Source organism: Lysobacter lycopersici (assembly GCF_007556775.1).
In the GTDB taxonomy this organism is placed as follows: Bacteria; Pseudomonadota; Gammaproteobacteria; order Xanthomonadales; family Xanthomonadaceae; genus Pseudoluteimonas; species Pseudoluteimonas lycopersici.
The window spans coordinates 1,504,086-1,526,305 of the sequence record NZ_CP041742.1 but is presented as its reverse complement, the minus strand read 5'-3'; the positions used below and the strand labels follow the sequence as shown (position 1 = coordinate 1,526,305).

General features: G+C 66.4%; 23 protein-coding genes. 5 read left to right on the top strand and 18 right to left on the bottom strand.

The features are described 5' to 3' along the window. Positions 1 to 9: 9 nt before the first annotated feature. The 3 genes from FNZ56_RS07645 to FNZ56_RS07635 form a co-directional block, all read right to left on the bottom strand. A complete protein-coding gene (locus FNZ56_RS07645) occupies positions 10 to 1,893 on the bottom strand; it encodes an MFS transporter (protein WP_143879268.1) in 1,884 nt (627 codons plus the stop codon). 105 nt (positions 1,894 to 1,998) lie between these two features. Further along, positions 1,999 to 3,864, bottom strand: coding sequence for a DUF2075 domain-containing protein (locus FNZ56_RS07640; protein WP_143879267.1), 1,866 nt, complete (start codon positions 3,862 to 3,864; stop codon positions 1,999 to 2,001). A 23-nt stretch (positions 3,865 to 3,887) separates the two neighbouring features. Next, positions 3,888 to 4,238, bottom strand: a complete 351-nt coding sequence (locus tag FNZ56_RS07635; RefSeq protein WP_143879266.1) for a nucleotide pyrophosphohydrolase — start codon at positions 4,236 to 4,238, stop codon at positions 3,888 to 3,890. A gap of 102 nt (positions 4,239 to 4,340) precedes the next feature. On the opposite strand from FNZ56_RS07635, the gene FNZ56_RS07630 reads away from it, so the two are divergent. The 4 genes from FNZ56_RS07630 (at position 4,341) to FNZ56_RS07615 (ending at position 6,790) form a co-directional block, all read left to right on the top strand. Beyond that, on the top strand, positions 4,341 to 4,757 hold the full coding sequence (locus tag FNZ56_RS07630; protein ID WP_143879265.1) for a helix-turn-helix transcriptional regulator: 417 nt from the start codon (positions 4,341 to 4,343) through the stop codon (positions 4,755 to 4,757). Between the two features lie 146 nt (positions 4,758 to 4,903). Beyond that, positions 4,904 to 5,599, top strand: coding sequence for a histidine phosphatase family protein (locus FNZ56_RS07625; protein WP_185970688.1), 696 nt, complete (start codon positions 4,904 to 4,906; stop codon positions 5,597 to 5,599). A gap of 93 nt (positions 5,600 to 5,692) precedes the next feature. Further along, a complete protein-coding gene (locus tag FNZ56_RS07620) occupies positions 5,693 to 6,226 on the top strand; it encodes a DUF4199 domain-containing protein (RefSeq protein ID WP_143879263.1) in 534 nt (177 codons plus the stop codon). 288 nt (positions 6,227 to 6,514) lie between these two features. Next, entirely contained in the window at positions 6,515 to 6,790 is a 276-nt protein-coding gene (locus FNZ56_RS07615) for a hypothetical protein (RefSeq protein ID WP_143879262.1), read from the top strand. 9 nt (positions 6,791 to 6,799) lie between these two features. On the opposite strand, the gene FNZ56_RS07610 is transcribed toward FNZ56_RS07615, so the two are convergent. Next, positions 6,800 to 7,195 (bottom strand): DoxX family protein, encoded by a 396-nt coding sequence (locus tag FNZ56_RS07610; RefSeq protein ID WP_143879261.1) that lies wholly within the window; start codon positions 7,193 to 7,195, stop codon positions 6,800 to 6,802. 135 nt (positions 7,196 to 7,330) lie between these two features. Here FNZ56_RS07610 and FNZ56_RS07605 point away from each other — a divergent pair, with 135 nt between their 5' ends. Next, positions 7,331 to 7,600 carry a DUF2845 domain-containing protein gene (locus FNZ56_RS07605; RefSeq protein WP_143879260.1) on the top strand — a complete coding sequence of 90 codons (270 nt, stop codon included), beginning with the start codon at positions 7,331 to 7,333 and terminating at the stop codon, positions 7,598 to 7,600. A 150-nt stretch (positions 7,601 to 7,750) separates the two neighbouring features. On the opposite strand, the gene purD is transcribed toward FNZ56_RS07605, so the two are convergent. The 14 genes from purD to FNZ56_RS07535 all read right to left on the bottom strand — a co-directional run bounded on the left by purD (position 7,751) and on the right by FNZ56_RS07535 (position 22,217). Beyond that, entirely contained in the window at positions 7,751 to 9,073 is a 1,323-nt protein-coding gene (purD, locus tag FNZ56_RS07600; RefSeq protein WP_143879259.1) for a phosphoribosylamine--glycine ligase, read from the bottom strand. 166 nt (positions 9,074 to 9,239) lie between these two features. Next, positions 9,240 to 9,980 carry a 2OG-Fe(II) oxygenase gene (locus FNZ56_RS07595; RefSeq protein WP_143879258.1) on the bottom strand — a complete coding sequence of 247 codons (741 nt, stop codon included), beginning with the start codon at positions 9,978 to 9,980 and terminating at the stop codon, positions 9,240 to 9,242. Between the two features lie 8 nt (positions 9,981 to 9,988). Further along, the gene (gene purH / locus FNZ56_RS07590; protein WP_143879257.1) at positions 9,989 to 11,593 is read right to left on the bottom strand and encodes a bifunctional phosphoribosylaminoimidazolecarboxamide formyltransferase/IMP cyclohydrolase; all 1,605 of its coding nucleotides are present in this window, start codon (positions 11,591 to 11,593) and stop codon (positions 9,989 to 9,991) included. Positions 11,594 to 11,739: 146 nt separating this feature from the next. Continuing rightward, the gene (gene fis / locus FNZ56_RS07585) at positions 11,740 to 12,030 is read right to left on the bottom strand and encodes a DNA-binding transcriptional regulator Fis (protein ID WP_143879256.1); all 291 of its coding nucleotides are present in this window, start codon (positions 12,028 to 12,030) and stop codon (positions 11,740 to 11,742) included. Between the two features lie 66 nt (positions 12,031 to 12,096). After that, complete coding sequence (locus FNZ56_RS07580; protein ID WP_143879255.1) at positions 12,097 to 13,065, bottom strand: DUF3426 domain-containing protein; 969 nt, start codon at positions 13,063 to 13,065, stop codon at positions 12,097 to 12,099. A 19-nt stretch (positions 13,066 to 13,084) separates the two neighbouring features. Next, positions 13,085 to 13,996 (bottom strand): 50S ribosomal protein L11 methyltransferase, encoded by a 912-nt coding sequence (gene prmA / locus FNZ56_RS07575; protein WP_143879254.1) that lies wholly within the window; start codon positions 13,994 to 13,996, stop codon positions 13,085 to 13,087. Positions 13,997 to 14,057: 61 nt separating this feature from the next. Then, positions 14,058 to 15,368: a hypothetical protein gene (locus tag FNZ56_RS07570; protein ID WP_143879253.1), complete on the bottom strand. Its 1,311-nt coding sequence runs from the start codon at positions 15,366 to 15,368 to the stop codon at positions 14,058 to 14,060. A 70-nt stretch (positions 15,369 to 15,438) separates the two neighbouring features. Then, entirely contained in the window at positions 15,439 to 16,119 is a 681-nt protein-coding gene (locus tag FNZ56_RS07565) for a hypothetical protein (RefSeq protein WP_143879252.1), read from the bottom strand. Between the two features lie 24 nt (positions 16,120 to 16,143). Continuing rightward, complete coding sequence (locus FNZ56_RS07560; protein WP_143879251.1) at positions 16,144 to 16,851, bottom strand: phytanoyl-CoA dioxygenase family protein; 708 nt, start codon at positions 16,849 to 16,851, stop codon at positions 16,144 to 16,146. Between the two features lie 16 nt (positions 16,852 to 16,867). Next, positions 16,868 to 18,238: an acetyl-CoA carboxylase biotin carboxylase subunit gene (accC, locus tag FNZ56_RS07555; protein WP_143879250.1), complete on the bottom strand. Its 1,371-nt coding sequence runs from the start codon at positions 18,236 to 18,238 to the stop codon at positions 16,868 to 16,870. A gap of 3 nt (positions 18,239 to 18,241) precedes the next feature. After that, the gene (gene accB, locus FNZ56_RS07550) at positions 18,242 to 18,715 is read right to left on the bottom strand and encodes an acetyl-CoA carboxylase biotin carboxyl carrier protein (protein ID WP_143879249.1); all 474 of its coding nucleotides are present in this window, start codon (positions 18,713 to 18,715) and stop codon (positions 18,242 to 18,244) included. Between the two features lie 97 nt (positions 18,716 to 18,812). Further along, positions 18,813 to 19,250, bottom strand: a complete 438-nt coding sequence (gene aroQ / locus FNZ56_RS07545; protein ID WP_143879248.1) for a type II 3-dehydroquinate dehydratase — start codon at positions 19,248 to 19,250, stop codon at positions 18,813 to 18,815. 130 nt (positions 19,251 to 19,380) lie between these two features. Further along, positions 19,381 to 19,908: a TlpA family protein disulfide reductase gene (locus FNZ56_RS07540; RefSeq protein ID WP_246064533.1), complete on the bottom strand. Its 528-nt coding sequence runs from the start codon at positions 19,906 to 19,908 to the stop codon at positions 19,381 to 19,383. Positions 19,909 to 19,922: 14 nt separating this feature from the next. Beyond that, positions 19,923 to 22,217, bottom strand: coding sequence for a protein-disulfide reductase DsbD family protein (locus FNZ56_RS07535; RefSeq protein WP_407070513.1), 2,295 nt, complete (start codon positions 22,215 to 22,217; stop codon positions 19,923 to 19,925). Positions 22,218 to 22,220 lie beyond the last annotated feature (3 nt).

Here is a 22,220-nt window from a genome sequence, read left to right as displayed (position 1 = left end):
AACGGCTTGCTACGCCGCATCCCCGCGCAACGCGCGCACCTTCGCTTCCAGCGATTCCGCCGTCGCGGCCGCGCCATCGACCGGCGTTCCCGCCACGACTTCCACGTACGCGCGCAGGCGTCGCGGCACGCGCATGCGGCCCAGGCGCGAATCGCGCCGACTCCACATGCTGCCCCACATGTTACGCAGCGCCATCGGGATCACCGGCACCGGGCGGCGCTCGAGGACTTTCTCCACGCCCGACTTGAACGGCGCGATCCCGCCATCCTTCGTCAGCGCGCCTTCGGGGAAGATGCATACCAGCTCGCCTTCGGCCAGCGCCGCGTCCACCGCGTCGAACGCCCGCTGCATCAGTTCCGGGTTCTCGCGTGCGCCGGCGATGGGAATCGCCTTCGCGGTCTTGAAGATCCACTTCATCACCGGGATCTCAAAAATCTTGTAGTACATGACGAAGCGCACCGGGCGCGGGATGCCCGCGCTCAACACCAGCGCATCCATGAAGCTGACGTGGTTGCACACGATCAGCGCCGCGCCCTCGTCGGGGATGTGGTCCATGCCCTGCACGCGCAGCCGGTACAGCCCGCGCACCAGCAGCCAGCTGAGGAAGCGCATAAGGAATTCCGGCACGATGGTGAAGATCCAGATCGCCACCAGTGTGTTCGCCACCGCCAGCGCGAGGAAGATCTGCGGGATGCTCCAGTGCGCCCATTCGCGCAGGGCAAGGCAGATCATCGAGGCCGCGACCACGAAGCCCGAGTTCTGGATGTTGAGCGCGCCGATCACGCGGCTGAGTTCGGTCTTCGGCGTGCGGCTCTGGATCAGCGCGAACAGCGGCACCACGAAGAAGCCGGTGAACAGGCCGATCCCGACCAGGTCAATGATTATTCGCCACGTGCCGGGCTGGTGCAGGAATCCGGCGATGTCGAGGTTCGTCGCGACCGCCATTCCGCTGCGGGCGAAGTACAGGTCGAACAGGAACGCGCTCATGCCGAACGCGCCCAGCGGCACCAGGCCGATTTCCACCGTGCGCGCGGACAGCTTCTCGCACAACATCGAGCCCACGCCGGTGCCGATGGAGAACAGCGCCAGCACGAACACGTACAGCGTGTTGCCGCCGCCGAGGTTGAGCGGCGCGTAGTCCGGCAGCTGCGTCGCGAACACGGTGCCGACGAACCAGAACCAGCTCACGCCCAGCACCGCGTTGCGCACCGCCAATTGCTTGCGCGCGAGGCGCAGCACGGCCGCGGATTCGGTGAACGGGTTCCAGTTGATGCGCAGGTCCGGCGCGTTCGCGCCCGCGTCGGGAATCGCGCGGCTCATGAGCCATGCGGCCAGGGCGAATGCCAGCACCGCCGCGCCCGCAAGCCACGGCGATGCCGTGCCGCCGATGCTGAAGATGAGTCCGCCGACGATCATCCCGACCAGGATCGAGACCGAGGTGCCCATTTCCACCAGGCCGTTGCCGCCGGTCAGTTCGCGTGGGTGCAGCACCGCCGGCAGGATGGAGTACTTCACCGGCCCGAACAGGGTGGAATGCACGCCGGTGGCGAACAGCGCGGCCAGCAGCAACGGCAGGTGGTGCAGGGCGAAGCCGAGCGCGGCGACGAGCATGATCGCCACGCCCATCACCGTGGTGATGCGGATCAGTTTCGCCTTCTCCAGTTTTTCGGCGATCTGCCCGGCGGTGGCGGAGAACAGGAAGTAGGGCAGGATGAAGATCGCCGGTGCGAGGCTGGCGTAGAGCGTGCGCTCGGAGGGCGTGGCCTGTAGCCAGAACAGCAGGCCGATGATGGCCTGCCGGAACACGTTGTCGTTGAAGGCGTTGAGGCACTGCACCGCGAAGAAAGGCGCGAAGCGGCGCTGCTTGAGCAACTGGAACTGGCTGGACGACATGCGGTTCCCCCGACGCGGTTTGGGGGAGTGTACCCGTGCCTTTGATGTTCCCTCTCCCCGCGTGCGGGGAGAGGGTGCCGAAGGCGGGTTGGGGGCGTCGAATCCTCAGGCGGAACGTTGCCGGAGATAATTCCGCAGTGCGGGGTCCGTGCAGAACACGTAGCATCCCTTCATGCCGCGCGTCATCAGGGTGCGATAAGTATTGCGGATGATGCGGTCGAGTCGTTCGCGAGTTTGTTCCGGCTCGCTGCGCATCAGCGTCTTCCAGCCACGGATGGATCGATCCATCTTCGATCGACCGGAAGGATCGGTCGCGAGGTGGCCATCGAGGACGGCGAGGTCGGGGCCAATGATGACGCCGACGTAATCCACTTCCAGCCCTTGGCAGGTGTGGATGCAGCCGATCTGTTCGATGGAATTCGGCGCCGTGATCCACAAGCTCCCATCGACGCCGAGGTTCCATTGCTTCCGAAAGCCGAAGTCAGGGAATTCGATGTCGAATGCGGCCGGATTCCGTTTGCTCTTCCAGTCCCAGCAATAGCCCGCAACAACGCGGGATTTGTTGTTGACCCGGTTCTTGCCCGAGATCAGTTCATATAGCTCGGAAGGAGAATCGACGACGCGGAAATCGAAACTCCCATGGTCGAAATCATCGTTCGCAGTCGGCCGGATCCTGAGGACGTCATCCAGCCACGCGAGGTAACCATCGGACCCGGCACAACGGAATTGTGATGCGAGCTCGAGATATGAAATCTCCGCCCCGGATTGCTTCGCCCACTTCTCGATTTCGTGCGAATGGCCGATGTCATTCAATGTAACGACTTGATCGTCGTCCACGAAAAACGTTGTGCATTTCGCCGCGGAGATCAGTTCCTTGATCTGATTTTCTCCGAGGTTTCCCATGTAGCCGCTTTTTTCGTTGAGGCGATGGGCTTCATCGACGATCAATGCATCGAAGAAGCCTTGCTCTGCATCGATGAATGCCCCGGACCCCCCGAACATGGCGGAAATTTCGACCTTGCGCCTATGCCCCTTGAGCCGTTGCTCGTAAACGGCTCGCGGGGCGGCATTCTTGGAAACGTACTTCGCCAAGAGCCCGCGTTTCGTCAGTTCCACCATCAGGTTGATTGCGACGACGGATTTCCCGGTGCCGGGCCCGCCCTTGACGATTACGACCTGCTTGCGCGGCTCGGATGCCTTGACCGCCTTGGCAATGCATTCTTCATAAACGACCTTCTGGTCGTCGATCAACACGAACTCGCGGTTGCCGCGGAGCATGCCGACAAGGCTGTCTGCCAGCATCTTGGAAGGGCGGATCCGGCCCTTTTCGATCTTGAACAGCAACTCGCCGTTGTCGCCGTGTTTGACGTGCCGCTTGATGAAATCCCTGAGCTTCTGTTGCTCCGCATGGCCGCGGAGGAACAGCGGCGCCTTCTCGAGGTAGGCGGAATATTCAGCAGCATCGATGATGCCGTCGCGCTGGTAGTTATGCAGGTAGGCGCAAGGGTTCAGCCCGATGTCGCCCTCGTGGACGGCCTCGTTGAAGCCCTCCAGCAATGCCGCGTACGACCAAGCCTGGTAACAGGGGTGCGGGCCTTCCGTTTCGGCGTACCCGCCCCGGTTCGCGAAGACGAGTCCATCCTTGTCGGAGATCCTGGAACTTGACCACTGCTTCAGCTCGACAATGACAACGCGTGGTTCACGGGCTTCGGATTCCCCTGAAAGGATGAAATCGATGCGTTTCGCGGTTTGCGGGATGCCGAATTCCACGCCAACGCCCATGGAAGCCGGCAGGTCGTCGTCGCGAAGGACGTCGGCCATGCGCGTCAGGGACTGCTGCCAAGCGCGGAATTCCGCCTGCGATGCGTAGCGGCCTGTCCGCTGCAGGTAGGCGCTGGCGATGACGTCCTCGATCGCGCGGTTTTCGCTGTCGTCGAGGAATCGCTCTTTCGTTGACTGGTAAACGATCAAGGAATTCCCCGGGTCGCAGAAGGTCAGAGATCGGTGTACTTGGTGCTCTTTCCCTTGGACTTCTCGACCGGATATTTCTCCGCGTTCTTGAGCAGCTTCTGTTCCGCGGCTTGAACCAGATCGATATCGAGCTTGTCGGCGAGCCGGATCAGGTAAAGCAGGACATCGGCGAGTTCGTCCGAAACTTCGAAATGGGTTTCCTTCGGAAGCGTCGCGCTCTCGCTTTCGGTGAGCCACTGGAAATGTTCGAGCAGTTCGGCGGCTTCGACCGAAAGCGCCGCCGCGAGGTTCTTCGGCGAATGGAACTTGTCCCAGTCGCGTTCTTCCGCGAAGAGACGGAGTTTTGACCGAAGGGATTCGATGTCGCGACTCATAGCCAAACTATAGCGTGGCTTGGGGGAGCCCCTCTCCCGGCGCTGCGCGCCACCCTCTCCCACAGGGGGAGAGGAAAAGCGAAAGCGTCGTACCCTTTCCCCATGTGGAAACACATCCTCCTCTACGCCGCCATCCTCGCCCTCGGCGCGTTCGCGCTGCAGTGGCTGGACCTGCAGCGCATGGCGCGGCTGTACCCGCAATCGGTGTACGACGCGCTGCTGGCCGCCGGCTTCCTCGCGCTGGGGCTGTGGATCGGCGCGCGGGTGCTGGGGCGGCGTCATGACGCGCCGCCGTTCGACGGCAACCCCAAGGCGCTGGCCGAACTCGGCATCAGCCCGCGCGAGGCCGCAGTGCTGGCTGAACTTGCGGCGGGATTCTCGAACAAGGAAATCGCGCGGCGCCTGGACGTGTCGCCGAACACGGTGAAGACCCACGTCGCGCGGCTGTACGAAAAGCTCGGCGCGACGCGGCGCACGGACGCAGTGCGGCGTGCGCGGGAGTTGGGGTTGGTGGAATAGCGGTAATTCCCCTCTCCCGGCCTTCGGCCACCACGCCCCGGCCTGTCGGCCTGCATGCCGACAGGCGCTCGCGGGCTCGCAGCTTCGCTGCTCGAAATCCCCGCTTACCCCTCATGGGGAGAGGGAAAGCGCGCGATACTCCCCGCATGAGCAGAATCCTGATCCCGCTTTGCCTCGCCCTGTCGCTGGGCGCGTTCGCGCCCGCGCATGCCGCCGACGAGCCGGTGCACACCATCGTGCTGGTGCGCCACGGCAACTACGCCCCGGATCCATCCGTCGACGAGAACATCGGGCCGCACCTGTCGCCGATCGGGGTCGCGCAGGCGCACCTGGCCGCGAACGCGTTGGCGACGTTGCCGCCGTTCGACGGGCTGTACGCGAGCCCGATGCAGCGGGCGCGCGACACCGCGGCGGTGATCGGCAAGGACGATTTCCCCGATCGGAAATTCGAAGTCGTCGACGACCTCGCCGAATGCACGCCGCCCACGCCGCTGGGCGACGTGATGAAGACCGAGAAGCCCGCCGACATGGCCGCGTGCAAGGCCAAGCTGGATCGCGTCTACGCCCGTTTCTTCACCGCGGCAACGGATCACGACCGCAGCGACCTGCTGGTCTGCCACGGCAACGTGATCCGCTACCTGGTCACGCGCGCGCTGGGCGTGGACACCACCGCGTGGCTGGCGATGTCCATCGGCAACGCCAGCATCACCACCATCCGCATCGACGCGAAGGGCCGCGCGCACGTGATCGCGGTCGGCGACGTCGGCCACATCCCGCCGAAACTGCGGACCAGCGCCTGGGGCGATCCGCCGCGCGACCTGGCGATTCCGGAGCTGCCGTAACGGGTGAATCGCCCTGAATCACCCCTTCGGGCGATGGACTTGGCGTCGTGCATCGCCTGCAATGCGGGCATTCCAACCAAGGGGAGCGGGACGATGGGACGCGACATCCTGAAGTACGGCGTCATTGCGGGGCTGGTGGTGGCCGCCGGCATGTGGGGCACATTGCTGGCGTTCGGCAAGGAAATGCCGCACGGCATGCTCGGCATGGCGCTGGGCTACCTCACGATGCTGGTGGCGCTGAGCGCGGTGGCGATGGGCATCAAGCACCACCGCGACGTGGATCGCGGCGGGGTGATCCGCTTCTGGCCGGCGTTCGGCATGGGCCTGGCGATCTCGTTCGTCGCGAGCGTGTTCTACGTGCTGGCCTGGGAAGTGGCGCAGGCCACGGTGGTGGGCGATTTCGCTTCGCACTACGCCGCGTCGGTCATCGAAAACGCGAAGGCGAACGGCGCGGATGCGGCCGCGCTGGCGACACTCACCGCGCAGATGGAAGCGTTCAAGATCCAGTACGCGAATCCGCTGTTTCGCCTGCCGATGACGTTCGTGGAAATCTTCCCGGTCGGCGTACTGGTGTCGCTGGTCTCGGCGCTGGTGCTGCGCAATCCGCGGGCGTTGCCGGCGCGGTGACCCCTCTCCCGGCGCTACGCGCCACCACGCCCGGGCCTGTCGGCCTACATGCCGACAGGCGTTCGCGGGCTCGCAGCTTCGCTGCTCGAAATCCCCGCTCACCCCACAAGGGGAGAGGAAAAAACTGTCGTGCAGTTTTTTGCTTTTTCCTCCCCCTTGAGGGGGAGGATGCCCGCAGGGCAGGAGAGGGGGAATCGAATCGCGTGGATTCCGCGTGAATTCCAGCGTTCCGGAACCATCCAGCTTCGCGCACCTACCGTGCTGGCGAATCCCGCCAAGGAGATCGCCATGACGGCAGAGACCAAATCGCCGCTGGAACAGGTCAACGACACCTTGTCCCAGCTCAAGGAAATGCGGCACTACTCGAAAAACTACGTGGAGCAGCTCACCGCGCAGTGGCTGCTGTTCGACGGGCAGCTGAAGAAGCTCAAGCAGGCCGGCAAGTTCGAGGACCTGATGACGCGCCAAGCCGAGTTCCACGACGCGCTCGACCATGAAATCGAAGAGCTCGAGGAAGTCGCGGCTTCGCTGCAACCGCCGCCGGTGGAAAACACGGCGGCATGACGCCAGTGCTTACTTGCCGTTGACGCTGTAGCGTCCCGGTCCGATCAGCGCAATCGCGACCGCAGCGGCGAGGTACATGCCCTGCAGTTCCAGCGCCCAGCCGCCCTGTTCGTTGAGCTGGCCGAGCTGGCCGATGTGCACCAGCGCGAACGCGACCAGCATGTTGAACGCGATCAGCGCGCCGCCGATGCGGGCGTAGAAACCGGCCAGCACCATCAAGGGCGCGAGCACTTCGCCGACCAGCGCGCCGTAGGCGATGAAGCCGGGCAGGCCGTGCGATTCGACCAGACCGGTGATCTGGTCGAGGCCGCCGCGAAGCTTGGCGATGCCATGGAGCAGGATGAGCAGCCCGAGCGCGAGGCGCAGGACCAGCTTGCCGAGATCGGCGCGAGGGTTGTCCTTCATGTCGTTTCCCCTGTGCGAAGGAAGGATGGCCGCGGCCGCGGCCGTGGAGGGGAGTATCGCACCGGTCGATCGCGTTCAGAGCCGGGTACGGCCCGAGGTGGCAGGATCCGCATGTTCGATCCTCGGGAAAGCGCCATGCGCCGGATTGCCGCTGTCCTTCTGCTGTTCGTGCTGGCGTCGCCGGCCTGGGCCTTCGATACCTACCGCTTCGATGCACGGGTCATCGCCGTGGGCGATTCCACCGGCAAGCTGGTGCAGGCAGCCGGGCACCCGGCCCGCATCGTGCAGCTGCAGAACGAGTACGGCGCGGTCACCGGCGAACGCTGGGAATACGACATCGACGGCAAGACGGTGGGCTTCACCATCCGCAACGGCAAGGTCGAGAGGATCGACGAGGGACGCTGACGCGTGCGCCGATCTCAGGCGGGAACCGGCTCCGCCGCGCGTTCAAGCGCGCGCCAGCCGATGTCGTGGCGGTGGGTGAGGCGGAAGACGTGGAATGCGTTATTCGCATTCCACGCCGCCGAACGCCCGGCCATGGAAGACCGGGCTGGATCAATCCACCAGGGATGGTTCTCGCGCTTCGCGTCCGAGTGCACGCCAGCCGATGTCGTGGCGATGGAATTCCCCATGCCAGGAAATCCCGGCGACTTCGGCGTAAGCGCGGTGCCGCGCCTCGACCACGGTCTCGCCCAGCGCGCACACGCACAGCACGCGGCCACCGGCGGTCACGATGTGCCCGCCTTCGACCCGGGTCCCGGCGTGGAACACCTTGGTGTCGTCCATGTCGGGCGCGTCGAAGGAATTGATCGTGTCGCCGCTGCGCGGCGTGCCCGGATAGCCCGCGGCGGCCATCACCACGCCGAGGCTCGGGCGCGGATCCCAGCGCGCGTCGGCGGCGACCAGCTCGCCGTCGATCGCGGCTTCGATGAGGTCGACCAGGTCGGATTGCAGGCGCAGCATCACGGGCTGCGTTTCCGGATCGCCGAAGCGCACGTTGAACTCGATCACCTTGGGCGCGCCGGATTTGTCGATCATCAGCCCGGCGTAGAGGAAGCCGGTGAACGGCACGCCATCGGCGGCCATGCCGCGCACGGTGGGCATCACGATTTCGCGCATCACGCGTTCGTGTACTTCGGGCGTGACCACCGGCGCGGGCGAGTAGGCGCCCATGCCGCCGGTATTGGGGCCTGTGTCGCCATCGCCGACGCGCTTATGATCTTGCGAAGTCGCCATCGGCAGCGCGTGCACGCCGTCGACCATGGAGATGAAGCTGGCTTCCTCGCCGTCGAGGAATTCCTCGATCACCACGCGTGCGCCGGCGTCGCCGAAGGCGTTGCCTTCCAGCATGTCGCGCACCGCGGCTTCGGCTTCGGCCAGCGTCGTCGCCACGATCACGCCCTTGCCCGCGGCGAGGCCGTCGGCCTTGACCACGATCGGCGCGCCCCCGCTTTCATGGGAGCGTGCACGCACGTAGGCGAGCGCGGCATCGACGTCGGTGTGCACTTCGTAGAAGCCGGTGGGAATGCCATGGCGGGCGAGGAAATCCTTGGCGAAGGCCTTGCTGCCTTCCAGCTGCGCGGCGGCGGCGGTGGGTCCGAAGATGCGGTGGCCCTTGGCGCGGAAGGCATCGACCACGCCCGCGACCAACGGCTGCTCCGGCCCGACCACGGTCAGCGCCACGCCTTCGCGCTCGACCAGCGCGAGCAGGGCGTCGATGTCGGTGGCCTTGACCGTGGGCACGTTGCGGCATTTGTCCTCGTGCGCGGTGCCGGCGTTGCCGGGCGCGACCAGGACTTCGTCGACGCGGGGCGATTGCGCCAGCTTCCACGCCAGCGCGTGTTCGCGTCCGCCGGAACCGATGACGAGGAGTTTCATGGCTGTACTCGTTTCTGAATGACTGGGCCACATTGGGCGAAGCAAGGGCCGGGATGCATGCGGTTCCCGGGGTTCATGCCTGAGGAACGCAAGAATCGTGCACAGCCGGCCGTCGCCGCAGGGGGAACCGAACCTGAATGGCGGCGGGCGTTGCCATCGCGTGGAGCTAGGCCTCGTGCGGGCGCGCTTGCCAGAGCGTGGAATGGCGGGGATTGCGCTCGTGTTCCGGCCTGCCGTTCGAGTAGTAGTACAACGCGAGCGAACGCCGGGTGACGCCGTCCGGGCAGGCGAGCGGGTCGGGAATGCCGTGGTACGAAGTGCTCGTGGTCGAGAAGATCACGCAACGATTCGCGATCGGCTCGATGCTTTGCACGCAAGAGGACATCGATTCGTCCCACAACTCCAGGGCGCCACCCCATTCCTGGCGCCATTCGGGGTTGAGGTACAGCAGCAGGTTCAGCCTGCGATCCAGTTCCCAGTGCGGAAGCCGGTTGAAATCGGCATGGATGCGCAGGATCGCGCCCGGCAGGTACTGGTGCAAGCCACCGCCATGCATGTGCGGATCCGCGATCATGTTGTGGATGCCGGTCAGGCGCTCGAGGTAGCGCAGGAAATGGCTCGCGTTCAATTCATGCACCAGCCGGCGCAAGGTCGGGCCGAATTCCAGCTCGTTGCTGTACCCGAGTTTCTGCACGACCGCCGGCCGGCCCTTGTCGTCCGTGGGGGTCAGGCGACGCCAGTCCTGGATGGCTTCCGGCCTGGGGAACTCGGCCATGGCCCGCTGCAGCGCTTCGGGATGCAGGAAATCGTCGATCACGATGCTCGGGAAGGGGGCTGCGGATGCGTAACGCGCCGCGTCCTCGTCGATCCGGGACAGCAAATCCTCATGGCGATACAGGAAATCCATGTGCGACCTCAGTGCCGGAAATGGCGGACGCCGGTGAACACCATCGCCAGCCCGTGTTCGTCCGCGGCGGCGATGACTTCGTTGTCGCGCATCGAACCGCCGGGCTGGATCACGGCCTTGATTCCGGCCGCGGCCGCGGCATCGATGCCGTCGCGGAACGGGAAGAAGGCATCGCTCGCCATCACCGAACCTTCGACCCGCAATCCGGCGTCCTGCGCCTTTATCCCGGCGATGCGCGCCGAATACACGCGGCTCATCTGCCCGGCGCCGACGCCGATGGTCCTTTGGTCCTTCGCATAGACGATGGCGTTCGACTTCACGAACTTGGCGACCTTCCACGCGAACAGCAGGTCGGAGAACTGCGCTTCGGTCGGCGCGAGTTTCGTGACCACCTTCAGGTCGTCGCGGGCGACGACGCGATCGTCGGCGGTCTGCATCAGCAGGCCGGAGCCCACGCGCTTGGCGTCGATGAAGCCCCGGCTCGACGGCGCCATCGGGATGCGCAGCACGCGCACGTTGGCTTTCTTCTTCGCGTAGTCCAGCGCGGCCTGGTCGTAGTCCGGCGCGATCAGCACTTCGACGAACTGGCGGTCGAGGATCGCGCGCGCGGTCGCCGCGTCGAGCTTCACGTTGAACGCGATGATGCCGCCGAACGCGGAGGTCGGGTCGGTGGCGTAAGCCAGCTCGTAGGCATCGCCCGGCGCCACGCCGACCGCGACGCCGCAGGGGTTCGCGTGCTTGACGATGACGCAGGCCGGCGCATCGAACTGGCGCACGCATTCCCAGGCCGCATCGCTGTCGGCGATGTTGTTGTAGGAGAGTTCCTTGCCCTGCAACTGCGCGAACGTCGCCAGCGAACCCGGCGCCGGGTGCAGGTCGCGGTAGAACGCGGCCTGCTGGTGCGGATTCTCGCCGTAGCGCAGGTCCATGACCTTGACGAAGCTGCCGTTGGCCTGCGCGGAGAACGCGCTTCTGTTCCTCGCGCTTTCATCGCTCGGATCGGCGATCGCCGAAAGCACGTCGCTGATGCGCGCATCGTACTGCGCGACGCGATTGAACGCGGCCACCGACAGCGCGAAGCGCGTTTTCGCCGACAGCGCGCCGTCGTTCGCGGCGAGTTCCTCGATGATGCCGGCGTACTGCGCCGGATCGGTGGCGACCGCGACGCGCGCGAAGTTCTTCGCCGCCGAGCGCAACATCGCCGGGCCGCCGATGTCGATGTTCTCGACGATCTCGTCGAGGCTGCTGTCGGGATCCGCCGACACCTTCTCGAACGGATACAGGTTCAACACCAGCAGGTCGATGGGCGCGATGCCGTGCTGTGCCATCACCGCGTCGTCGGTACCGGCGCGACCGAGCAGGCCGCCGTGCACGACCGGATGCAGCGTCTTCACCCGGCCATCCATCATTTCCGGGAAGCCGGTCGCTTCGCTCACGTCCTTCACCGCGAGGCCGGCGTCGCGCAACGCCTTCGCGGTGCCACCGGTCGAGAGCAGTTCCACGCCGTGCGCGGCCAGCGCGCGGGCGAGGTCGATCAGTCCGGTCTTGTCGGACACGGAGAGCAGCGCGCGGGTGATTTTCACGGCGGGCCCGGGCAGTCGGTCGGCGGTCATGCGGGGGAAAGTGCGGAAAACAGCGCGAATTATAGCCATGTGGGAGGGGCTTCAGCCCCGACAAGGCATCGCCAGATTCGTCGCGACTTCCGTCGCTCCCACGAAGGGCAGTCGCGGCTAAAGCCGCTCCTACAGAAGCAATGGGATCAGCCGAGGCCGTAATCGCGCAGCTTGCGGCGCAGGGTCTCGCGGTGGATGCCGAGCATGGCCGCGGCGCGGCTCTGGTTGCCGTCGCAGTGCTGCAGCACTTCCTGGAACAACGGGATCTCGAGTTCGCGCAGCGCGATGCCGTACAGGTCGTTGGCGCCGCAGCCGTCGAGGTCGCGCAGGTAGCGGCGCACCGAATTCGCGACGTGCTCGCGCAACGGCGGTCGCGGCATCGAGCGGTGCGTGGAATCGGTGCGGTCGGCGTTCAAGCGGCGGTCTTCCCCGTGCATCGCCGCCGACAGTCCGCGCCGACGGGAAGGCAGTCTAGCGCGTGCCTGCGTCGCCTGCCACGTGGCTCATCGGAATTCGAAGGTGAATGCGGTCACGCGCGGCGAGGGATCGACCACGTCGAACGCGATGCCGGCGACCTGGCCGCTGGCAATGCCGTTCGCCGTGGGTGTCGTGCCGAGGTATTCGTTCGCGCTGAAGTCGCGCGCGGCGATGGCGCGTCCGTCCGCATCCGCAAGGGTAATGCGCAAGCGCGGCCAGGGTTGCGTCCAGCGCGCATCGTTGCGGAAGCTCGCGCTGACGCGCAACAGGCCCGGGCGTCGCGGGTTTGCGTGCACGTCGCGTTGCAGCATGCGCAATGCCTGCGGTTCGCGCCACGGGGGCAGCGTGCAGCGCAGCGCACTGCAAACGCGTTGCAGCCAGGGGCGCGTCGCACTGCCCGCGGCGAGCTGGTCGAAATCGGAGGCGACCACCTGCACCAGCAGCAAGGCAGCGAGCCCGCCGACCACGCTCCATTCGATGCGTTGCAGGCGACGCTGCACGGTGTTGGCCGAAGTCGGCTTGCGCGCGAAACTCGGGGTGCGCGACCGTGGCTCCGATGGCGCGGGAGACGCGGAATCCGCCTGAATTCCGGGGATTTCCGCGATTCCGCCGGAATCCGCGGATTCCGGTTTGCCTGCGGGAGACGGCGATTCGTCCGCGATGGTGTCGTCGATCCCGTTGGATGGCGGTTCCGACGCATCGGCGGGTGTCGCTTCGATCCCGGCGCTCTCGTCGACTTCGACCGGTGTTTCGATTTCCGATGCCGATTCGACCAACGCTTCGATTTCATTCGGCGTTTCGGATCCGAGCGGTGTTTCTGTTTCCGGTATCGACACCGCCAACGCTTCGACTTCGATCGGCGTTTCGACTTCGGGTTCCGGCTTCGCTTCCTGCCCGGGTTCGACCAGCGACACGCCGCAGAACGCACAGGTCGTCGTCCCCGCTTCGTACGGGGTCGCGCAGACGGGGCAGGCGAGTTCGGTCATGTCGTGCATTCAAGCATGACCGCCGCTTTCATGCGCGACGCAGGCCGTCGATACGCACCCAGTCGCCGTCGCGTTCCACCGCAAGCGCGTCGAACCACGGCGCGAAGCGTTGCAGCAGTTCGCCTTCCTGCCCGGCGAGGATGCCGGACATCGCGATGCGCCCGCCCGGTGCGGTGCGCGCGGCCAGCGTGTCGGCCAATGCATCCAGCGCGGAGGCGAGGATGTTGGCGACGACGATGGGATATTCGCGCGCTGGTTCGTCCCGTGGCAGGAATGCGGAAATCGCAACACCGTTGCGTTCGGCGTTGTCGGCGGTGGCGATGATCGCCTGCGGGTCGTTGTCGACGCCGATGGCGCGCGCCGCGCCGAGTTTCAACGCGGCCAGCGCGAGGATGCCGCTGCCGCAGCCGAAATCGAGCACGTCGCGGGCCTGCAGTTCGCCGCGTTCGGCGAGCGCATCCAGCCAGCGCAGGCACAGCGCGGTGGTTGGGTGCGTGCCCGAGCCGAAGGCCAGGCCTGGGTCGAGGCGCACGACCGCGGCATCCGTGCCGGCTTCGGCGGGCACCTCGTGGTTCCAGGGCACGATCCAGGTGCGTGCGCCGAAGCGCATCGGCTGGAACGTGTCCAGCCACGCGCGTTGCCAGTCCTGGTCGTCGATGCGTTCGAACCGCGCCTGCGACCAGTCGAGTTGCGGTTCCGCGGCTTCCAGCGTGGCGAGCAACGCCAGCGCATCGACGTCGCCATCGAACAGCGCCTGCAACTGCAGTTCGTCCCACAACGGGGTTTCGCCGACGCCGGGCTCGAAGATCGCCTGTTCGTCGATGGCGTCGAGATGCGCGTCCTGCAGCGTCACCGACAGCGCGCCGGCGTCTTCAAGCGCGCGTTCGATGCGCGGCTGCGCATCGCGGCGGCAGGGCAGTTCCAGTTGCAGGTAGGGCATTGGCGGTCGAAAAAAATGGCGCGGAGGGTCCGCGCCATTCTCGCAGCTTCGCGGCGCGCGCTCAGCCGCCGCCGAGGATGCCCTTCAGCAGGCCGCGCATGCCGGGCTTCTTCTGTTGCTGCTGCGGCTGGCCGTCCTGTTGCTGCATGCCGCCCATGTCCATGCCCAGTATCGCGGTGGCGGTGGATTTGGCGCGCAGGCGCACGCTCCATTCCGGGTTCCACGCTTGCTTGGGATTCGCGGGTTTCGGCGGATAGGTGATCCAGTTCTCCGGGCCGTAGGCGGTCATCATCAGCATGCTCGGCATCACGCCCTGTTGGCCTTGCGCGTTCGATGCACCGGCGAAGATGCCCTTGGGAATGGTGCAACTGGTGGCGGAAGCGGGCAGCAGCACCTTCTGCTTCAGCCATTTGTCGACGTAGCTGCCGGACAGGTAGGCATGCAATTCCTGGCCGGCGCCGGGCACGTCGGCGCTGCTCCATATCGTCATGGCGAAGGAATTCTCGCCCAGCATCTGCATGTGCATGCCGGTGATGAAATAGGCGCGCGCACGATCCACCGACGGCCAGCTCAAGCCAACGGCATCTTCCGGGGCGCCTTGCGTGCGCAGGCCGAGCTTGGGCATGAAGTCCGCGTTCTGCTCGACCTGGAACTGCATCGAGGCGGGGATGCCGTCGCCGGTGATCTGGTGCTGGCCGGCCAATCGCGCGTCATCGGGCACCTGCTTGCCGTAGTTGCGGTTCGGCCAGTACACGTAGCCGGGCTGCAGGTCGATGTCGCGGTCCGGCACGTACATGCCCTTGGACAGGCTGCCGGTGGACTCGACGCCGATGCCCTGCATGCCGGCCATCGGGTTCCTCGAATCGATGGTCCTGTTGCCGCCCTTGACCTTGAAAGTGACGACCTTGGGTTGTCCTGGGCGCACGGCTGCGCCGCAACCCCAGTATTCGGTGATCTTCACCTCGATATCGGGGACCTTCCCGCTCGATTCGCCTTTGGGCGACGGAGGAAATTCAACCGGGGTCAGGGTCAACGACTTGCCCAGGTCCAGCCCGTCGGGGATCTGGTCCTGCGCTTCCACGCCCGGTTTCAACGCGTTGTGCAGCGCGATGTCGAGGTATTGGCCGGTCATGCCGCCGGTGCCGCGCGTGGTCGGGTAGGTGGGCTTGGTGGCATTGGCGCCGCCCATGCGGCGTGCCATGAAGCCGCCGAGTCCGCCCAGCATCCCGCCCATTCCCGGCATCCCGGCCATGTTCTGGGTGGAAACATCGATGTACAGGTTGGTGGGGGCCACCTTGCCCTGCTGGCTGGCGGCAGGCAGGGCGACGAGCGTGGCGGCGAGGGCGATGGCGAGGATGCGGTGTCGTTGCATGGCGGCACGGTTCCGTCCGGATGGTTAATCCCATTAGCGGGAAATCAGGCCGAAAGCGGACACCGCCGCCTCAATCCATGGCGCGCAGCAACAGCCAATGCTGGCGTCGGCGCAGCAGGCGCACACCGCCGAGGAGGTAGTGGATGCTGAAAGCCAGGGTCAGGCCGATCAGGACGAGGTGCCCGCCGCGTTCGAGCATCACCTGCGGGTAACGCAGCACCAGCCACCACGACAACGCCTGGAACGCGACCGCGGCCGGCATCATCCAGCGGATGTTGAGCCGCTGGTCGCGGACGATGTCCTCGTGCAGCGCGCGCTCGGCGTCGTTCGTTGGTGGACGCACATCGCGCAGCACCACGCGCAGGTCCCATGCGTACAGGCCCCACACCGCGAGCGCGTAGAACGCGTTGAGCGCGAACCAGTGCGCCGGTTCCGCGACCTGGGTCAGCGCCACCGCTTCGACCAGCGTCGCGCCGAAATAGGCGAAGGTGTGGCCGAACTCCAGCGGCCAGCGGATGAACGAGAGCGTGTGCACCAGCGCGCGCGACCAGAAGATCAGCACCACCAGCAGCCCGGCGGCGATGTACGGCCACGCCTGCCATTGCAGTTGCAGGATGGGTTGCACCGCCGCGCCGGCGAGCACCGCCAGGGCCAGGCCCTGGATGATGCTGATCAGGGTCAGCTCGATGTTGACGACCACTTCGTCGAGGCGGTCGCGGGCGGCACGGAGATTGGTGTCGGAATGGCTCATCACGGGATTCTCCGTGCGTGCGGATCAGGCCATCGCGGCCCAGCGCAACCCCAGTGGCAAATCCCGTGGACCGAACAGGATGTGCAGTACGCGGCGCGGCAGCGGCGATGTCGCTTTCGAGGATGCATGGATTGTCAACGGCCGCAACGCGACCGCGCCACCCCGTTGCGGGATGCACGCGATCCTGCGATTCGAAGCGCGTTCGGCGACGTCCGCCGATTTCAATCGCCCCAACCGATGCGATTCCGGAACGACTTCCAGCGGGCCGGTGTCTGCGGCATGGTCGTCGAGCTGGAGTCGTATGGCCAGGAGCGTATCCAGGATGGAATCGGGTGGTTGGACGAACAGTGCCGAATCCTTGCGCGACCAGCCCGTGCATTCGGGCGATTCGACATACGCATCGACTGGAATGCCCAGATCCTGGTGCGGCGTTACCGACCAGTTGCTGTCCCTTGTCTTCGCGAACAGCGTGCATTGAACGGCGATGGCATCGTCGGGCAGCAGGCCGGCCAGTTGCGGCAATGCGCGAATCCGGGCCGCTGTTTCCGAGATCGCGGCATGCCGGAGCAGCTGGCGCGAACCGGCGCGGCCGTTCGCGAACCCGGCCGCGATGGAGGCCAGCCGTTCGCACTCGTCAGGTCGCAGAAAAGCCGGCAAGACGCGATAGCCGTCCATGTCGAGCGTCGTGAACACCGCGGGGTGCGCGGTGCGCAGTTCGGGTTCGCGCGGCATGGATGCCTCCCGATGGTCACACGATCGACAACGCCTTTTCCTTGCGCTCGGCCAGCTTCTTCTCGAGGTAGTGGATGTTCTGGCCGCCTTGCTGGAAACCGCCGTCGGCCATGATCCGCTGCTGCAGCGGCACGTTGGTCTTGATGCCGTCGATGATCATTTCGCTGAGCGCGACCTGCATGCGCGCGATCGCGGTCTCGCGGTCCGGGCCGTGCACGATGAGTTTCCCGATCATCGAATCGTAGTTGGCCGGCACGCGGTAGCCCTCGTACACGTGCGAATCGACGCGCACGCCGGGACCACCGGGCGCGTGGAAATGCTGGATCAGGCCAGGCGAGGGCAGGAACGAATCCGGGTCCTCGGCGTTGATGCGACACTCGATCGCATGGCCGCGCAGCACGATGTCTTCCTGCCGGATCGAAAGCTTGTTGCCGGCGGCGATGGAGAGCTGTTCGCGCACCAGGTCGATGCCGGTCACCAGCTCGGTCACCGGATGTTCCACCTGGATGCGGGTGTTCATCTCGATGAAGTAGAAGCGGCCGTTCTCGTACAGGAACTCGAAGGTACCGGCGCCGCGGTAGCCGATGCGGATGCAGGCCTCCACGCAGACCTTGCCGATCTCCGCGCGCTGCTCGGGGGTGATGCCGGGCGCGGGCGCTTCCTCGACCACCTTCTGGTGGCGGCGCTGCATCGAGCAGTCGCGTTCGCCGAGGTGGATCGCGTTGCCCTGGCCGTCGGCGAGCACCTGGATCTCCACGTGGCGCGGGTTCTCCAGGAACTTCTCCATGTAGACCATGTCGTTGCCGAACGCGGCCTTGGCCTCGGTCTTGGTCGTCGCGATGGCGTTCGCGAGCGCGGCTTCGGTATGCACCACGCGCATGCCGCGTCCGCCGCCGCCGCCAGCGGCTTTCACGATCACCGGATAGCCGATTTCCGCGGCGATCTTCACGTTCGTCGCCACGTCGTCGCCGAGCGGGCCGCCGCTGCCGGGCACGCAGGGCACGCCGGCCGATTTCATCGCGCGGATCGCCTCGACCTTGTCGCCCATCAGGCGGATGGTGTCGGCCTTGGGGCCGATGAAGACGAAGCCCGACTGCTCCACGCGCTCGGCGAAATCCGCGTTCTCGCTGAGGAAGCCGTAGCCGGGATGGATCGCCTGCGCGTCGGTGACCTCGGCCGCGGCGATGATCGCCGGCATGTTGAGGTAGCTCTCCGCCGACGGAGCGGGGCCGATGCACACCGACTCGTCGGCCATGGCCACGTGCTTGAGGTTGCGGTCGACGGTGGAATGCACCGCGACCGTGCGGATGCCCAGCGCGTGGCAGGCGCGCAGGATGCGCAGCGCGATTTCGCCGCGGTTGGCAATGACGACCTTATCGAGCGGCATGGATCACCCGATCACGAAAAGCGGCTGGTCGAATTCCACCGGCTGGCCGCTTTCGCACTGGATCGCGAGCACGGTGCCGGAGGTGTCGGCCTCGATCGGGTTGAACATCTTCATCGCCTCGATGATGCCGAGCGTGTCGCCGGCCTTGACCGCCTGGCCGACCGCGACGAACGGCGGCTTGTCCGGCGACGGGCTGGCGTAGAAGGTGCCGACCATCGGCGCGCGCACCACGTGCCCGGCCGGCAGTTCGGGCCCGGGCTTGGGCGTGCCGCCGGTCGCCGATTCGGTCGGCGAGTGCATCGGCATCACCGGGGCCGGCGCGGCCGGCGCATGGATCACCGTCGGCGCGGCATGCACGACGGCACCGACGGGCGTGCGCGCCAGGCGCACCGACTCCTCGCCTTCCTTGATCTCGATTTCGGCGAGGTTGGATTCCTCGAGCAGGTCGATCAGCTTCTTGATCTTGCGCAGGTCCATCGTGTTTTCCTTTTTCTCCCTCTCCCCGCGGGTGGGGAGAGGGTCCGAAGAGCCTGCCCCCGAATGCTTCTGTCGGGGGCGGGTGAGGGGTTGTGGACTATTTCAGCCGCGTGATCGCGGCATCGAGGGCGTAGCGGTAGGAATCGGCGCCGAAGCCCGCGACCACGCCCACGGCCATGTCGCTGAAATAGCTCTGGCGGCGGAAGGGTTCGCGGGCGTGCGGGTTGGACAAATGGACTTCGACGAAGGGAATGGCGACCGCGGCCAGCGCATCGCGCAGCGCGACCGAGGTATGGGTGAAGGCCGCAGGATTGATCACGATGAAGGACGTTCCGTCCGTCTTCGCTGCCTGCACGCGGTCGATGAGCGCATCCTCGGCGTTGGACTGGAAGCTTTCGAGCGCATGCCCAGCCTGCCGCGCGCGTTCGGCGAGGCTGCCGTCGATCTCGGCCAGCGTGGCACGGCCATACACCTCCGGCTCGCGACTGCCGAGCAGGTTGAGGTTAGGGCCATGCAGGACGAGGATCCGGGCCAAACGGGAACTGGGTCACGGAAAGCGGGCGGGCAGTGTGCGCGCCTCGGCGGGGACTGTCCAGACAATCCCCTCAAGATCGGCGAACTTTCCTCGCTTCCCTGTTTTTTAATCGCTTGTTTGAGTGTTCGCTCTAGCGCGGGGCGGTCGCGGCGCGAACCCATCCATCGATTTCGCCCTGTGCGAACGGCCCGGCCCGGCGTTCAAGCACCCGGCCGTCGGTCGCGACCAGCACGCTGTAGGGCAGCACGCCCCGATGGTCGCCCAAGCGAACGCTCGCATCGGCGGGGCTCGGGCGGTCGAGCAGGATCGGATAGGACACCGGATGCGCTCGGAGGAAATCCGCGACCGCGTTCGGGTCGTCCAGGGCGATGCCGATCACTTGCACGCCATTCGCAGACTGTTGCGCGGAGAACCGTTGCAGTTCCGCCATTTCGGCAATGCAGGGGGCGCACCAACTGGCCCAGAAGTTCAGCAGCAGGGTCTTTCCGGGATGGGCGTCGGGCAGCCTGACGGATTGGCCGTCGAGTCCGTGCAACTCGAGCGTCGGCAGGGTCGCGGGCGGTCGTGCGGCAGTCGACTCCGGAGCTTCCGGATGGCTGAGTCGGTATTCCACCGCCGCGCCGGCGACGGCCGCGAGCAAGGCCCCCAGCAAAGCCATGCGGTGTTCGCGGATCACTGCGTTGCCTGCGCCAGCGCGTCGCGCACGAGTTCGGGGGTCAGCACCGTCGGCAGCACCTTGCCTTCCCCGCCGCCGCGCGGATAGACCACGTACAGCGGGATGCCAACCGCGCCATGGCGCTGCAGGTAGGCGGTGATCGCCGGATCGAGGTCGGTGTAGTCGCCGACCATGTAGGTGGCGTTCGCAGCCTGCAGGGCGTCGCGGAAGGCCTCGCGCGACAGCACCGCCTTCTCGTTGGCCTTGCAGGTGATGCACCAGTCGGCGGTGATGTCGACGAACACTACCTGCCCTTGCGAACGCAGCGAGGCCAGTCGCGCTTTCGAATACGGCATCGCGGTCGTGGCGCCGACCGAAGTCGTTTCGCCCGCATGCGCCGGCGGCAGCGCATGGATCCGTTGCAGCGGCCACAGCATCGCGAACAGCGCGACGATGGCGAGGACCGATCCCCAGCGCACGCCCTGCATGCGCGAACGCGTCCATGCCCAGGCCGCGAGCGCGACCGCGATCGCCGCGAGCATCCAGTTCCACACCGCGTCGCCGCCGCGCTGCGCCGCCAGCACCGACACCAGCCATGCGGTGGTGAGGTACATCGGGAACGCCATCAGCTGCTTGAAGGTTTCCATCCACGCGCCCGGTTTCGGCAACCGTTGCGCGAGCGCGGGCACGAAACCGATCAGCAGGAACGGCAGCGCCAGGCCCAATCCCAGGGCGAGGAACACCAGCATGCCGCCCAGCGCCGGACCGGCGAACGCATACGCCAGCGCCGCGCCCATGAACGGGCCGATGCAGGGAGTCGCGAGCACCACCGCGAGCACGCCGGTGGCGAAATCGCCGGCCGCGCCGTGTTTCTGCATCCACGCATTCCCGCGCGCGCCGATGCCGACGTTCGGATACCACACGCCGGACAGGCTCAGCCCCAGCGCGAACAGCAGCAGCGCGATCGCCGCGACCACCAGCGGCTGCTGCAACTGGAAGCCCCAGCCCAAAGCCAACCCGGCCTTGCGCAGCGCCAGCGCGAGCGCGCCGAGCGCCGCGAACGCGGCGAGTACGCCGGCGGTGTACCAGAGCGCGTGCGCGCGTGCCCGCGATCGACTCTCGCCGCTGTTGGTCAGCGACAGCGCCTTCAACGACAGCACCGGCAGCACGCAGGGCATGAGGTTGAGGATCAATCCGCCGAGCAGCGCGAACAGCAGGCTGGCGAGGAGCGAATTGGTGGTTGGTGGCTGGTGGCTGGTGGCCGGGGGAAGTTCGCGTGGAGGATTCGCGGCCTCGCTTGCCGAAGGCGCGGTGGCGACTGCAGTCGACGTCGTGGTCGTGTCCGTCGAAGCGGTATCGGCATTCGATTCGGGCAACACCGGTTCCTTCGGTCCTTCCGCGACCGATGTCGCCAGCGTGCCGCGCGGGATTGCCAACGCGATCCGCCGCGTCATCGGCGGATAGCAGATGCCGTCGGTCTGGCAGCCCTGGAAAGTCGCGACCAGCGTCGCCTTCGCCGCACCCACGTTCGTGCGTTTCAACGGCAATGGCACGTCGATCTGGTCGAAGTACACGACCACGTCGCCGAAATGTTCGTCGTGGTGCCGGGTGCCCTTGGGCCAGCGCGGCTTACCGGTGGCGATGCCGGGCGCGTCTTCCAGCTTCAGCGTGGTGCGGTCGCGATACAGGTAATAGCCGCGTGCGGGGGTGAAGCGCAGGAGCAGGGCGTTGCCGTCGCCGGCGATGGCCTCGAAGCCGAAGGCCTGTTCCGGCGGCAACGGCTTGTCGTCGGTCGCACCTGCCTTGGTCGTTGCGAACAGCGATCCGCGGTTCGACGTGCCCGGCAGCAACGCGTCGTCGCCCGCGCCCGCGGCTGCGGGCAACGCGATGGTCAGCGTGCGCGTCTGCGGTGGATAGCAGACGCCGGCATCGGCGCAGCCCTGGTACTTGATCCGTAGCGTCACCCGGTCGCGATCGCCCGCGTCGCCGGACACGCTGCCGGCGAGGCGGCCGCGGTAGGTTTCCACGTCGCCGAAGAATTCGTCGTGGTGCTTCGCGCCGGAAGGCAACGAGAGCGTGGCGTTCGCGAACGAACCGTCCGGCGAATCGGCCTTGGTGCGATGGCGATAGAGGTAGAAGCCGTCGGCGATCTTCCAGTCGACGGCGATCTTGTCCCGCGCTTCGGCATTGGCCGACAACACGAACACCGAATCCACCGGCGGCAGTTCGGACGGATCGATGGCGGCGCGGGCCGGCAGCAGCGGCGCCGCGCAGAGCAGCAGCGCGGCGAAGGCGCGCAGGAACGAAGGAATGGG

Excerpts from the sequence above, each read along its gene's own strand:
- FNZ56_RS07560 (WP_143879251.1), bottom strand. The coding sequence starts at position 16,851 with ATGCCGCGCGAACCCGAACTGCGCACCGCGCACCCCGCGGTGTTCACG.
- FNZ56_RS07620 (WP_143879263.1), top strand. The coding sequence starts at position 5,693 with ATGGGACGCGACATCCTGAAGTACGGCGTCATTGCGGGGCTGGTGGTG.
- accB (WP_143879249.1), bottom strand. The coding sequence starts at position 18,715 with ATGGACCTGCGCAAGATCAAGAAGCTGATCGACCTGCTCGAGGAATCC.
- prmA (WP_143879254.1), bottom strand. The coding sequence starts at position 13,996 with ATGCCCTACCTGCAACTGGAACTGCCCTGCCGCCGCGATGCGCAGCCG.
- FNZ56_RS07635 (WP_143879266.1), bottom strand. The coding sequence starts at position 4,238 with ATGAGTCGCGACATCGAATCCCTTCGGTCAAAACTCCGTCTCTTCGCG.
- accC (WP_143879250.1), bottom strand. The coding sequence starts at position 18,238 with ATGCCGCTCGATAAGGTCGTCATTGCCAACCGCGGCGAAATCGCGCTG.
- FNZ56_RS07625 (WP_185970688.1), top strand. The coding sequence starts at position 4,904 with ATGAGCAGAATCCTGATCCCGCTTTGCCTCGCCCTGTCGCTGGGCGCG.
- FNZ56_RS07570 (WP_143879253.1), bottom strand. The coding sequence starts at position 15,368 with ATGCAACGACACCGCATCCTCGCCATCGCCCTCGCCGCCACGCTCGTC.
- FNZ56_RS07610 (WP_143879261.1), bottom strand. The coding sequence starts at position 7,195 with ATGAAGGACAACCCTCGCGCCGATCTCGGCAAGCTGGTCCTGCGCCTC.
- FNZ56_RS07630 (WP_143879265.1), top strand. The coding sequence starts at position 4,341 with ATGTGGAAACACATCCTCCTCTACGCCGCCATCCTCGCCCTCGGCGCG.
- FNZ56_RS07595 (WP_143879258.1), bottom strand. The coding sequence starts at position 9,980 with ATGGATTTCCTGTATCGCCATGAGGATTTGCTGTCCCGGATCGACGAG.
- FNZ56_RS07605 (WP_143879260.1), top strand. The coding sequence starts at position 7,331 with ATGCGCCGGATTGCCGCTGTCCTTCTGCTGTTCGTGCTGGCGTCGCCG.
- FNZ56_RS07540 (WP_246064533.1), bottom strand. The coding sequence starts at position 19,908 with ATGGCTTTGCTGGGGGCCTTGCTCGCGGCCGTCGCCGGCGCGGCGGTG.
- purH (WP_143879257.1), bottom strand. The coding sequence starts at position 11,593 with ATGACCGCCGACCGACTGCCCGGGCCCGCCGTGAAAATCACCCGCGCG.
- FNZ56_RS07615 (WP_143879262.1), top strand. The coding sequence starts at position 6,515 with ATGACGGCAGAGACCAAATCGCCGCTGGAACAGGTCAACGACACCTTG.
- FNZ56_RS07565 (WP_143879252.1), bottom strand. The coding sequence starts at position 16,119 with ATGAGCCATTCCGACACCAATCTCCGTGCCGCCCGCGACCGCCTCGAC.
- purD (WP_143879259.1), bottom strand. The coding sequence starts at position 9,073 with ATGAAACTCCTCGTCATCGGTTCCGGCGGACGCGAACACGCGCTGGCG.
- FNZ56_RS07645 (WP_143879268.1), bottom strand. The coding sequence starts at position 1,893 with ATGTCGTCCAGCCAGTTCCAGTTGCTCAAGCAGCGCCGCTTCGCGCCT.
- fis (WP_143879256.1), bottom strand. The coding sequence starts at position 12,030 with ATGCACGGGGAAGACCGCCGCTTGAACGCCGACCGCACCGATTCCACG.
- FNZ56_RS07580 (WP_143879255.1), bottom strand. The coding sequence starts at position 13,065 with ATGCACGACATGACCGAACTCGCCTGCCCCGTCTGCGCGACCCCGTAC.